This is a genomic window from Janthinobacterium sp. GW822-FHT07A03, from assembly GCF_058798815.1.
In genome coordinates this window covers 660,294-673,294 of sequence record NZ_JBXAKW010000002.1, presented here as the reverse complement: position 1 = coordinate 673,294, position 13,001 = coordinate 660,294, and the positions used below count along the sequence as shown (strand labels likewise).

Here is a 13,001-nt window from a genome sequence, read left to right as displayed (position 1 = left end):
GGGCTGCACGATTACCATCGGTAGTCGATGAGAATGATAGTACGTTACAGCGGGCGCCCTTGCAATGCTGAATATTGTATTAAAAAGAGCACATATTTCATCGTTGCAATGATATGTACTCCAGGAAAATTCGATGCCATGAAAACAATCTCCCGCCCGCTGCTATGATCGCCCCGTCATCCATCACCAGGGAGCCGCATTTGCAGCAAGACAGCTGGCAGGGAACGCTATGGCTGGCGCCGGACTTTGCCATCCTGCATGGCGCAGCGGGCGCCACGGACAGGCACGCCCATTATGCGCACCAGCTGATGCTGAGCACGGGCGCGCCCTTCACGGCCGAGCTCGACGGCATCGTCCACACGGCGCGGCACTTGCTGGTCGATAGCCTGCGCCCGCACGCCATCGTGGCCGCGCCGGCGCCCATGCTGACCATCTATGCGGAGCCGCAGCGCCTGGGCGGCGCAGCCTTGCTGGCGGCCGCCGCCCAGGCTGGCGCGCCCACGCTGGAGCATGTCGCCGCCGCATTGCAGGCCCAGCCGCGCGAGCCCTTGCCCGATCCCCGCTTGCGGCGCGCGCTGGAGCAGGTCGATGCGCTGCTATCGGGCAAGGTCAGCGCGGCGGCCGTGGCCGGGGCCGCGCATTTGTCGCTGAGCCAGCTGGAACGTCTGTTCAGCGCCCAGCTGGGCCTGCCCGTGCGCCGGCTGGTGCTGTGGCGCCGCCTGCGCCTGGCGATCCGTTTCATCTTGCTCGGCAGTACCTTGACGGACGCGGCCCACGGCGCCGGCTTTGCCGATGCCGCGCATTTTTCGCGCACCATGCGCAGCCTGTTCGGCGTACGCGCCGACCGCAGCTTGCGCCAGCTCAAGGTCACGCTGCTCGATTGAGCGCATGCTTCAAGCCAGCCGGCAGCTCAGGCGCGCGCACGCCCTCTTCCGCGCAGAACGGTTCCAGCAACTGCGCCCCATATGCGACAGGGTAATCGGGCCGGCTGCCGATGCCCAGGTCCTCGCCCCGCATGCGGTAGCCCGGTGCGTCGAAACAGGTGCCCAGCAGGCGGTCCCAGCAGGTAAAGAACAGGCCGAAATTCACGTCGCCGGCCGTGCCGTATTTCATGTGATGAAAACGGTGCATCGGCGCCCAGGCAAATACGTGGCGCAGCGGCCCCATGCGCATGTCGACATTCGCGTGCTGCAGCAACAGCTGGATTGCCACGGCAAACGCCAGCACGGCCATGACGGGCTCCGGTATGCCCAGCAGCAACAAGGGCAGCATACCGCCCGCCGCTTCCAGCAGCAGGTGCAAGGGGTGTTTCATCCAGCCATTGAATCCGTACAGGCGCCGCACGCTGTGGTGCACGGCATGCAGTTTCCACAGAAAGTAATAATGGTGGCTCAGGTAATGCACCAGAGTAATGCCGCAGTCGGCGATGAGGATGGCCAGCAGCAGCTGCGCCCCGAACGGCAACTGGCCCGGCCAGATTGTGCCCAGCGCCAGGTGCCCCGCCAGCAGGGGGAAAACAGCCAGGCCCAACAGGTACAGCGCCTCGTTGACGAGCGCGTGCACGAGGTCGCGCCAGCCGTCGCCGTGCGCGTGGTTCCACGCGCCATCGTAGGGAAGATAACGTTCCGCAAGAAAGGACGTGAGCAGGGCCAGCAGCAGCAAGGGCGGCAAGACCCAGAGAGAGTAGTGGCACACCGCAATCAGGCAACTGGCGGCACCGATGAAGCCGCCCCAGAAGACGGGGCCGTACAGCGCGGCAAAGAGGAATGTCATGGCAAGGTTCTCCTGTGGCAAAAGCCACAGCATGGCCGCCCCCCCTGCCGCGCCGCTTGAAGAAACGGCGCAAACTGCTTATTTCAGGGCCGGTTTCGCCGCCTTCCTCGCCGCGTATTGCTGGTAGCCGTTCGCGCGCAGGGCGCAGGCGGGGCAAGTGCCGCAGCCATAGCCCCAGTCGTGCAATTCGCCACGCTCACCCAGGTAGCAGGTGTGCGTACCGCTGCGGATCAGGTCGACCAGCGGCTGGCCGCCCAGGTCTTCCGCCAGGTCCCAGCTTTGCGCCTTGTCCAGCCACATCAGCGGCGTTTCCAGCTTCAATCGCGTATTCATGCCCAGGTTCAGGGCCACTTGCAGCGCCTTCATCGTGTCGTCGCGGCAATCCGGGTAGCCGGAGAAATCCGTCTCGCACATGCCCCCCACCAGCACCGTCAAGCCGCGGCGGTAGGCCACGGTGGCGGCCACCGTCATGAACAGCAAATTGCGTCCAGGCACGAAGGTGTTCGGCAAGCCGTTTTCCTGCATGACGATCTCGACGTTCTGCGTCATGGCCGTATCGGAAATGGCGGAGATCAGGGACAAATCGATCATGTGGTCCTGGCCCAGGCGGCTGTCCCACTCGGGCGACTGCCGGCGCATCTGCTCGAGCACGCCAGGACGCACGGTCAGCTCGATCGCATGGCGCTGTCCATAGTCAAAGCCGATGGTTTCCACGCGGCTATAGTGCTTGAGAGCCCAGGCCAGGCAGGTGGTGGAATCTTGTCCACCGCTAAAGAGCACCAGTGCGGAGTCCGTTGCTAGCATAATTTCTTTCTTTTCAGTTTGATTCTGTTCCAATTGTGCGCGGGAAAACAGGATTCCCAGTGCAAAAAATACTTATTCGTCCGCCATCAGTTTACCTATTCCGGTAACATGCAGTCAGCATTTACTCATCTGGAGCACCATGTTTTCTGCACGACCCATACGGCATACGGCTGCCGGCAAGGCGATACGACCACGAATTTTGGCACAAGTAGTGACAAAAGCAATGGGTCAACTGACACTGGCGGCCGCCGGCAGTGTCATCTCGCTGTTTCCCATCGCCCACGCCGGCGCGCAGGAGGGTACGCAGGAACGCACGCAAGACGCCGTTGCGGACAGCCCCGCCACGGAAGCGGCGCCCGCCCCGCTGCAGTACGAGGTCAAGGTCAATGCGCCCGGCGACCTCGATGAGTTGCTGGAAAAAAACCTGGACCTGGAACGCTTCCGCGGCAACCCGCGCATGGACCGCGAGCAATTGCAGCGCCTCGTGCGCGATACGCCCGAACAAGCCAAAAACCTCATCGCCACGGCCGGCTACTACACGCCCGTCGTCACGGTGCGCGTCGATACGACGGGCGCCAAACCCGTCGTCATCGTCGACGTCGACCCGGGCCAGCCGGTGACCATCGACAAGGTCGAGCTGGAATTGCGCGGCTTCGATCCCACGCCGCCGCTGGCCGCTTCCGAACCCTACGATACGGAAGCCCTGAAACGCAGCTGGGCCCTGAAGACGGGCAGCGTGTTTCGCCAGGCGGAATGGGAGTCCGCCAAGCGCGCCCTGCTGCGCGAGGTGGTGCAGACGCGCTACCCGCGCGCCCAGCTGGTCGATACGCAAGCCGTGGTCGATCCGGAAACGCACAAGGTCTCGCTGCTGGTGGTGCTCGACAGCGGCCCCGAGCTGCGCTTCGGCGAGCTGCGCATCGAAGGCTTGAAGCGCTACGATGCCAGCATCATCCGCAACCTCGACAAGATCCGTCCGGGCGACTATTACAGCGAATCGGCGCTGCAATCGTTCCAGGCGCGCCTGCAGGACACGGGCTACTTTGCCAGCGTGGAAGTCAGTGCCGACATGAGCAGCATCCTCAACGAGCAGATCGAGGCAGGCCAGGAAAGCCAGCAAGCCAATGCCGCCGGCGCCGCGCCAGAAGCCAGGCCCGCCAACCGCGGCCCCGCGCCGCAGCTGCCGCTGGTGGTGCGCGTGACGGAAAACAAGCAGCAGAACGTCAGCGCCGGTCTCGGTTTCAGTACGAATACGGGGAATCGCGCCCAGCTCAACTATGACAACCTGAACGTATGGGGCACGCGCTTCAAGAGCGCGCTCACCATGGAAACGAAGAAACAGGCGGCGCACGCCAATTTCTACTTTCCGACAACCGAACGCGGCTACAACGACAGCGCGGGCGCCTCGTTCGAGCGCAGCGACATTTCCAACGAAATCACGGCCGTCACCACCATCTCGGCCAAGCGCAACTGGGGCGGCACCAACCTCGAGCGCAGCCTGACGTTCGAGTTCCTCAGCGAAGACAAGACGGTGGTGGGCCTGGAACAGACGCGCAGCAAGAGCTTGCCGCTGACCTATGCCATCACCAAGCGCAGCCTCGACAGCCTGCTGTTCCCCACCAAGGGCTATGTCATCAATGCCCAGGTGGGCGGCGCCCTGCTGCCCGTGCTGACGGACGAGCGCTTCGTGCGCGTGGCCGGCAAGGCCGTGTATTACCGTCCGCTCGGTGAAAAAGGCGAGCTGATCGTGCGCGGCGAAATGGGCGCGCTGGGCTCGAAGGAAAAACGCGGCGTGCCGGCCGTCTACCTGTTCCGCGCGGGCGGCGACCAGTCGGTGCGCGGCTATGGCTACCAGGAACTGGGCGTGAAGGAAGGCGACGCCACCATCGGCGGGCGCTACATGCTCACCGGCAGCGCCGAATACCAGTACTGGTTCAAGCCGAAATGGGCGATTGCCGCCTTCTATGACGCCGGCAACGCGGCCGACACGGTGAAAGCGGCCATGACGCCGAAATCGGGCTATGGCCTGGGCGGGCGCTACAAGAGCCCCGTCGGCCCCATCAATGTCGACGTGGCGTATGGCCACGCCGTCCACGCCTACCGTTTGCACTTTTCTCTGGGATTCACTTTCTGATGTCCGATATTTCTACCGAGTCCCCCAACGGCGCCGCGCCGCCACCGCCGGCGAAAAAGGGCCGCCGCTGGCCCCGCTATGTGGCGATCACCGTCGCCAGCCTGGCCGTGCTGCTGGGCGGCGCCTTCTGGTTCCTGGGCCGCGAATCGACCTTGCAGATGCTGGTGCAAAAAGTGGCCAGCGCCAGCGGCGGCGACATCGCGGTGTCGGGCGTGTCCGGCTCGCTGTACAACCGCATGCACCTGGGCCACGTCAGCTACCGTAGCAAGACGCAGCACATCACGGCCGACAACATCGACATCAACTGGTCGCCATTCCAGTTCTTCTCGGAAGGCATCGCCATCAGCGAACTGCACGTGGCCAGCCTGGCCGTGGAAAGCACGGCGCCGTCCGAGGAACCGTCGACCATGCCCGCCAGCCTGGCCTCGCCGTTCAAGATCGGCATTGCCGACGCGCGCCTGGACAAGGTGACCCTCGTCAGCGCGGGCGGCAACACGGTATTTGAAAAGATCCATTTCACCTTGTCGGGCGACAAGTCGCAATGGCAGCTGGAAGACGCCTCGGCCGTCACGCCGTTCGGCCAGGCCACGGCCAGCGCGACCATCGCCGCCACGCAGCCGTTCAAGCTCAGCGGCAAGGCGGGCTTGACGCAGATCAACCCTGCCGCCGGCGAAAAACCAGCCGCCCTGGCGCTGCAGCTGGGCGGCGACCTGAACGTGCTGAACGTCACGGCCAAGGGCAGCGCGGGCGCGGCCACGGCCGACGCCCAGCTGGCGCTGGCGCCGTTCGACCCCGTCATCATCCTGCACTCGGCCAGCATCCGTGGCCGCAACATCAATCCGGGCAAGTTCGACGCTACCCTGCCGCAGGCGGACCTGAGCCTGGAACTCGATGCCGCCATCGATACCCGGCCGACGAAGCAAACCGTGTCGGGCAAGCTGGCCATCCTCAACCACGCCACGCCTGGCCCCATCGACCAGCAAAAGCTGCCGCTGCGCCAGTTCGAGGCGCGCCTGGGCGGCACCCTGACGGCCACGACTTTGGAGTCGGCCATCATCGATTTCGGCAACGCGGGCAAGTTCACGGGTGGCGGCAAGCTCAACCGCGACGCCGTCGATGGTCCCATCGGCAATGCGCAATTGACCTTGCACACGGACAAGATCGACTTGCAGCACATCTACAGCAGCATCAACAGCACCAAGATCGTCGGTGACATCGTGCTCGACAGCGACGGCAAGACGCAAACCCTGCGCGCCAAGCTCGGCGAAGCGAAACTGCGCCTGGACGTGGAAGCCACGCTGGCCGATTCCCTGGTGCAATTGCGCAAGGCAACCTTGCAGGCAGGCAAGAGCAGCGTCAACACGACGGGCCAGATCAGCCTGAAGGATGAGCAACCGTTCAAGGCCGTGGCCAGCACCAGCCGCCTCAATCCCGCCGACTTCGGCGCCTTCCCCGTGGCCGACCTGAACCTCGACGTGCGCGCCAATGGCCACGTGGCCCCCAAGTGGCTGGCGAATGCGGACTTTACCGTGCGCCCCAGCAAGCTGCTCGACCAGCCCCTGTCCGGCAAGGGCAAGCTGACGGCCGATGCGGCCCATTTCAGCGGCATCGACGTGCAGTTGGCGCTGGGCAAGAATAACGTGACGGCCAAGGGCAACTTTGGCGGCGCCGGCGAAAAGCTGAACTGGAACGTCGATGCGCGCCAGCTGTCCGCCCTGCAGGGCGACTTGCTGGGCACGGTGCTGGCCAGCGGCGTGGTGCAGGGCACGATGCAGCAGCCGCGCACGAGCTTTGTGGCCGACGCGAAAGGGCTGGGCCTCACCAGCGGCAAGCGCCCCGCACCCGACAGCGCCATCCACGCCAGCGGCGAAGTGGGCTTGACGGGTCCGAAGCAGCAGGCGGAATTGAAAATGACGGGTTCCTTGCAAAAGATCAACCCGGCCGCGTTTGGCGCATCACTGCCCAACGGCAACGTCAATGCGGATTTCAACGGCAGCGGACGCTTGACGAGCGACTGGCAAGTGGCCCTCAACCTGGCCCTGCGCGAATCGACTTTGCAAAACGCGCCGCTGGCCGGCTATGCCAAGCTGTCGGCCAACGCGAAACGCATCGACAGCGTGGATACGGAATTGCGCCTGGGGCCGAACAGCCTGCTGGCCAAGGGCGCGCTGGGCGGCGCCACGGACCAGCTGACGTGGAAGCTCGATGCGCCGCAACTGTCGACCCTGGGTCCCAAGTTTGCCGGCGTGCTGCATGCGGCCGGTTCCGTCTCGGGCAAGATGGACGCGCCCGCCGCGCAACTGACGCTCGATGGCAAGGATCTGACCTTCTTTGGCGACCAGCAATTGAAAGCCGTGAAAGGCAGCGCCAGCGTGGGTGCCGGCCAGGGCGCGCTCGACCCCATGGTCAGCAGCCTGGAGATCACGGGCTACAGCACGCCCACCTTCAAGCTGGCCAGCGCCCGCCTGGGCACGACGGGCACGCGCGGCAGCCATACGGTGAGTTTGACGGCGCGCAATGACGATTTCGATGCCACAGTGCAAATCCGCGGCAGCCAGAGCGGCGCCGCCTGGACGGGCAGCATCGACAGCCTGCAAAACAAGGGCCGCTACGCGCTCGTGCTGCAAGCGCCCGTGCCCGTGAAAGTGGCGGGACCGGCCGGCAGCGGCGTGGCGGGCCTGGGCCAGCCGGAACAGATCAGCGTGGGCAACACCGTCATCAAATTGCCGGCAGGCAGCATCACCATGCAAAACCTGGTCAAGAACGGCCCCCGCTGGACCAGTTCCGGCCAGGCGGCCGGCGTGGCCCTGACCTATCTGGCGCAGGTCATTCCCTCGCTGCAAGCCAATGCGCGCAGCGACCTGACCCTGGGCGCGCAATGGTCGCTCGACATGCAGGTGCCGACGGCGAAACAGAAAGATCCCTCGCTGGCGGGCATGCTGCACATCTACCGCGAAAAAGGCGACGTGACGGTGGGTGTGGAACAGCCGCTGGCGCTGGGCTTGCGCACCTTCGATGCCCGCGTGGATGTCGCCAACCAGCAGCTGCGCCTGGCCGTGAAACTCGATGGCGCGCGCGCGGGCCAGAGCGATATCAATGCCACCGTGCAAATGTTGAGCGGGCGCATCAGCAACGACAGCGCCCTCTCCCTGACGGGCACCACGAATATCGATTCGCTGGCCTGGCTGGCGCCGCTGACGGGCCAGCCGGGCCTGGAGCTGGGCGGCGCCTTGAAGGTGGCCCTGTCCGGCAGCGGCACCATCGGCGCGCCGCAATTGAATGGCGACATCAACGGCAGCAAGCTGCTGGTGAACTGGGCCGACCAGGGCTTGAAATTGCGCAATGGCGTGCTGCAAGCCAAGCTGGCCGGCGATCAGCTGCAATTGCAGCGTTTGAGCTTTGACGGCGGCGACGGCAAGGTGCAGGCAGATGGCTGGGTGCGCTTTGCAAATGGCGAAGCGAGCCTGGAACTGAAGCTGATGGCCGACCGCCTGCAGGCGCTGTCGCGTCCGGACCGCACTTTGGTGCTGTCCGGCAACAGCACCCTGGTGCGCAACGACAAGCGCTTCAGCTTCGAAGGCAAGTTCAAGGCCAACCGCGCGCTGATCGAACTGGCGCCGCAGGATACGCCCACGCAAAGCAGCGACGTGGTGGTGCTGGGCAAGGAAGTCAAGGGCAGCAAGGAAGCGCCTTCGCTGCCCCTGAATATCGACCTCGAGTTTGACCTGGGCAACGCTTTCCACCTGCGCGGCATGGGGCTCGACGCGGATCTGGCCGGCAATGTGCGCGCCAGAGTCATCAACCGCGCCGCGCCGCGCGTGACGGGCAGCATCAAGGTTGTCACAGGTCAATACGCGGCCTACGGGCAGAAACTGTCGATCGAGCGGGGCCTGATCGCCTTCACGGGCGCCTACGACAACCCGTCGCTGAACATCCTGGCCGTGCGCAAGCGGCCGGAAGGCGAGGCGCTGTCGGAAACGAACGTGGAAGCGGGCGTGGAAGTGCGCGGCACGGCGCAGGCGCCGACGGCCAAGCTGGTGTCCACGCCCAGTGTGTCGGACAGCGACAAGCTGGCCTGGCTGATCCTGGGCCACGGCGCGGAAACGGCGGCCGGCGATGAAATGGCCCTGCTGACGACGGCCGCAGGCGCCCTCTTCGGCGGCTCCGGCGGCGGCTTGCAGGGCAAGCTGGCCAATTCGCTGGGCCTGGACGAAGTGGGCCTGTCGCAGGCGCAAGGGCTGGAAAGCACGGTCGTCACCGTCGGCAAGCGGCTGTCGTCGCGCGCCTACCTGACGTTCGAGCAAGGCACGAGCACGGCGACGAGCCTGGTCAAGCTGCGTTATAAACTGAACCGCCGCATCACCCTGCAATTCCAGACCGGCACGAACAATGCGCTGGATGTGTTGTACACCTGGGCATTTGATTAGATTGGCGGCCAACAATGTTGTCGGATTACGCGTGGCGTTGCCTCGCTAATCCGACCTACGGCCCATGTGCATACGCGTAGGTCGGATTAGCGGCGCAGCCGCGTAATCCGACAACACTATCAGAAACAACAAAGGGCGCCTCGGCGCCCTTTTCCTTGATCTGCCGCAAAGGCGATCTTACTCGGCCACGTCGAGCCCCCGCTCGATCATGCCTTCGACATACGCGCGCAGGTATTGCTCCAGCGCGGGGCCGGACAGCACGTTGGCCGTCAGCGCGCCGTGCGGCGAGCCTTTCAGCACGCCGTCGTGATACACGCGCGCAATCCAGGCCACGTCCGCGCCCTGGGTGTAATCGAGTTCATAGTCGAACGATTCTCCGCTGACTTTGCGTGTGTAGACTTCCTTGACAATTGCCATCTAAAACAGCCTTTCTTGAGGAGATTAACTGGGATGCGGGTGCGGCACGGGATCGTCCTGCGGCACCGGGTGCACGGGCCCCGGGTGGCGCCCGGGCGCTTCTTGCGGCTCCGGCGCCGGCATGGGTTCATCGACGGGCGCCGGGTCGGGCGCGCGGTGGGCGTGGATGACGGTCATGGCTGGCCTCCCTGCAGACAAAGGAAGACCATACCACGAGATGCGCGCCGCTGCCCTTATTTGCCTGCCGGCTTGACGTCGGCGGCTGGCGGCGCCGCGTTCTTCACATATTTCTCCAGCCAGTTGTTGCTTTCATACAGCATCTGCATGATCGATTCGCGCGCGCGGTAGCCATGGCTCTCGTTCGGCAGCATCACCAGGCGCGCCGTGCCGCCCAGCCCCTTGACGGCCTGGAACATGCGCTCGCTCTGGATGGGGAAAGTACCCGAGTTGTTGTCCTGCTCGCCATGGATCATCAGCAGCGCATCCTTGATCTTGTCCGCGTAATTAAACGGCGACATGGTCTGGTAGACGGCCGGCGCCTGCCAGAACGGGCGCTCTTCCGCCTGGAAGCCGAATGGCGTCAGGGTGCGGTTGTAGGCGCCGCTGCGGGCGATGCCGGCGCGGAACAGCCGCGTGTGCGCCAGCAGGTTGCCCGTCATGAAGGCGCCATACGAGTGGCCGCCGATGGCGATGCGGTTGCGGTCCGACACGCCCCGCTTGACCACTTCCTCGACGGCCGCCTCGGCATCGGCCGCCAGCTGCGGCAGATAGGTGTCGTTCGGCTCCTGCTCGCCATTGCCGACGATGGGGAACGATGGATTGTCGAGCACGGCGTAGCCCATGGACAGGAAGGCGGCCGGGCCCCAGTAGCTGACGGCATTGAATTTGTACGGCGAGCCCTTGGTCTGGCTGGCGGCGCTGGCCGTCTTGAATTCCTGCGGATACGCCCACATCAGGGTCGGCAGCGGGCCGTCGCGCTTGACGTCATAGTTCGGCGGCAGCATCAATGTCGCCGTCAAGTCCACGCCGTCGGCGCGCTTGTAGCGGATCAGCTCTTTCTGCACGTCCTTCAGTTGCGGCAGCGGATGGGGAAAATGCGTGAGGGCCGTCAGCTGCGCCGCGCCCTGCTGTTTCAGGTTGCGCACGTAATAATTCGGCTGCTCGGTCGGCGATTCGCGCGTCGACAGCAGACGGCTGCCCTCCTCGTCCAGCACGGCCACCACGTTTTCATAGTAGGGCGCGGCGCTCTGGAACAGACGCTCCTTCTGTTTCGTCGCCAGGTTCAGGCGGTCGATGAATGGCCGGTCGCCATCCTTCGATGCGCCCTGGCCGTCGAGCAGGATGGAGCCGTCAGCAGCGATGAGCAAACGCGGCAAGCCGGCCGCGTCCGCGCGCATGACGGGCTGGCCCGGATCGTTGTAGCGGTCCTCGAACGATCCCGCGTACACGAGGTCGGCCGGGGTGGCGGGTTGATCTGGCGCAATGCGCCACTGCTTGACGGCGCGCGTCTTGTACCACGCTTCGCTGAGCAGGGCCAGGTCGCCGCGGCCCCAGGCCACGCCCGCGTAGCGCGAACCGAGCCTGGCCAGCACGGCCGGTTTGTTGGTAAACGGCGCCGCCTGCGTGTAGACGATGTCGCGGATTTCGGCCGCCTTGGCCGGATCGCCGCCGTCCTGCGCTTCGGCCCACACCAGGGTGGCGGGCGCATCGACGCGCCAGCTGACGGAGCGCACGCCGGCGGACACGGCATCATTGCCCGGCGGCAAGCCTTCTTCCAGCGGCAGGGCCGCCACCGCGTGTTCCACCTTGCCATTCAGGTCGCGCACGTCGATCTTGTGGCCGAAGTCGTGCGCCGGCACGATGTAGGAGTATGGACGCACGAGGCTGGTCGTCAGCAGGTGCTTGCCATCGGGCGAGGCCGACACGCGCGAGAACTGGCCCGGCTGGCCGACCAGGCGCTGCTTGCCCGCCACGTCCAGCAAGGCCAGCTGCACGGTGATGTAGTGTTCGAACAGCTGCGCATCCTGTTCGTTTTTCAGCAAATCGGGATAGGTGCGCAATTGCTTGACGCCGCCGCCCGGCACGCTGTCCTGGATGGACGGGCCCGTCGGGATGCCGCTCTGCACGGGCGCCGCGCCCAGCTTGGCCGGTTTCAGCTGCACCAGCAAGGTCTTGCTGTCTGGCATCCAGGAAAAGCCGCGGCCATACACGGCCGACAGGGGGGTGCTGGACAGCTTGCGCGCCGCTTTCGTCTGCACGTCGAGCAGCCACAGTTCCACGCCCGACTCCTTCACGCCCCTGGCGGGATCGGCAAAGGCGACGTGCGTAAACGCCAGGTAGCGCTGGTCGGGCGACCAGGCCAGGTCGGCGATGCGGGGCGCCGCGGGCAAGCCGCTGACCTTGATTTCCTTCTGCGTATCGATGTCGAGCAAGCCCAGACCCGTGTGGAAACTGAAGCGGCTGGCCGAATACGTGCGCGGATTGATGCGCAAGCCCGCCAGCTTCAGTTCCGGCTGCGCCACTTCGCTGATGCTGGGCAAGGATGGCGTGGGCAGCACGGCGGCCAGGTTGCGTTTCGGGCTCAGGCTCAGGGTCGGCGCGCGCGGCGCATCGACGATGGCTTGCAGGGGCGCTGGCGGGGCTTGATAAGCGCCATCTTGCGCCATGGCAAGGGAAGACGAGGCCATCAGGCCGACAGTGAGGGGCAGCAAAGGCAAACGAGTAGACATGGAACTCCAGTGTATGAAGGTGATGACAGGCAGCGAGCGCACCGCACCGCTCATGGCGGCGCTTTGTGACAGGGCATAGTGCGTTCATGCCAAGTAAATGTCAACCAGCAACTTTTGCTGTTTGACAAGCATCGCCGCCCGCCCCCATCTGGCTTACAATCGCTGTTTTACCCGCACCCGATTGCCTACATGGAAACCACTACCCTCGCCCTGCTGTTCCTGGTCCCGCTGCTGGTCTGGCGCATCTATTCGCGCCTGAAGAAACTGGTGGCGCGCCAGAAGTCGCAGCTGTGGCGGCACTGGAGCGTGGCGATCGCCTTTCCCGCGCTGCTGCTGTTCCTGGCGACGACGACGAAATTCGAGCTGCTGCCGCTGTCCAGCCTTGGCGCGGCCGCGCTGGCCGGCGGCTGGCTGGGTGTGCTGGGCTTGAAGCTGACGCGCTTCGAGCAAGTCGGCAAGGATTTCTTTTTTACCCAGCACCGCTATCTGGGCCTGGCCATCACGATGCTGTTCATCGCCCGCTTGCTGTACCGCGGCATGGAAATCTACCTGAACACGCGCCTGGACGTGCCCGTGCCGCCGCCGCCGTTCGGCCAGAGCCCGCTGACCATGGCCGCCTACGGCCTCGTCATCGGCTACTACGCCGTGTATGCGTGGGGCCTGGTGGGGGGGGGGCAGGGGAAAAAAAAACCCCAAAAAACAAAAGAAAAAAAAGAAGAA

Annotated in this window: 9 protein-coding genes; 4 read left to right on the top strand and 5 right to left on the bottom strand. The window is 64.9% G+C overall.

Annotated features, from left to right (window positions below):
- Positions 1-200: 200 nt before the first annotated feature.
- On the top strand, positions 201-884 hold the full coding sequence (locus tag AC1RJW_RS09130) for a helix-turn-helix domain-containing protein (RefSeq protein WP_493044636.1): 684 nt from the start codon (positions 201-203) through the stop codon (positions 882-884).
- Here the strand turns inward: AC1RJW_RS09130 and AC1RJW_RS09125 are convergent.
- Together AC1RJW_RS09125 and queC are read right to left on the bottom strand one after the other, a co-directional pair.
- Entirely contained in the window at positions 868-1,773 is a 906-nt protein-coding gene (locus AC1RJW_RS09125; protein WP_493044635.1) for a sterol desaturase family protein, read from the bottom strand. The genes AC1RJW_RS09130 and AC1RJW_RS09125 overlap by 17 nt on opposite strands.
- Before the next feature lie 78 nt (positions 1,774-1,851).
- Entirely contained in the window at positions 1,852-2,577 is a 726-nt protein-coding gene (gene queC / locus AC1RJW_RS09120) for a 7-cyano-7-deazaguanine synthase QueC (protein WP_492404128.1), read from the bottom strand.
- A gap of 223 nt (positions 2,578-2,800) precedes the next feature.
- Between queC and AC1RJW_RS09115 the strand changes: the two genes are divergently transcribed.
- Together AC1RJW_RS09115 and AC1RJW_RS09110 are read left to right on the top strand one after the other, a co-directional pair.
- Positions 2,801-4,708, top strand: a complete 1,908-nt coding sequence (locus AC1RJW_RS09115; RefSeq protein WP_493044634.1) for an autotransporter assembly complex protein TamA — start codon at positions 2,801-2,803, stop codon at positions 4,706-4,708.
- Complete coding sequence (locus tag AC1RJW_RS09110) at positions 4,708-9,135, top strand: translocation/assembly module TamB domain-containing protein (protein ID WP_493044633.1); 4,428 nt, start codon at positions 4,708-4,710, stop codon at positions 9,133-9,135. The genes AC1RJW_RS09115 and AC1RJW_RS09110 overlap by 1 nt, the downstream gene beginning before the upstream one ends.
- 177 nt (positions 9,136-9,312) lie before the next feature.
- Here the strand turns inward: AC1RJW_RS09110 and AC1RJW_RS09105 are convergent, their stop codons facing one another.
- From AC1RJW_RS09105 to AC1RJW_RS09095, 3 genes are read right to left on the bottom strand one after another with little or no spacing between them, the layout of a single operon-like run.
- A complete protein-coding gene (locus AC1RJW_RS09105; RefSeq protein WP_034753464.1) occupies positions 9,313-9,552 on the bottom strand; it encodes a hypothetical protein in 240 nt (79 codons plus the stop codon).
- Between the two features lie 24 nt (positions 9,553-9,576).
- A complete protein-coding gene (locus AC1RJW_RS09100) occupies positions 9,577-9,729 on the bottom strand; it encodes a hypothetical protein (protein WP_162995534.1) in 153 nt (50 codons plus the stop codon).
- Positions 9,730-9,785: 56 nt separating this feature from the next.
- Complete coding sequence (locus tag AC1RJW_RS09095; RefSeq protein ID WP_493044632.1) at positions 9,786-12,281, bottom strand: alpha/beta hydrolase family protein; 2,496 nt, start codon at positions 12,279-12,281, stop codon at positions 9,786-9,788.
- Between the two features lie 189 nt (positions 12,282-12,470).
- On the opposite strand from AC1RJW_RS09095, the gene AC1RJW_RS09090 reads away from it, so the two are divergent.
- Positions 12,471-13,001 (top strand): CcdC protein domain-containing protein (locus AC1RJW_RS09090; RefSeq protein ID WP_493044631.1); only part of this gene is annotated, 531 nt, incomplete at its 3' end.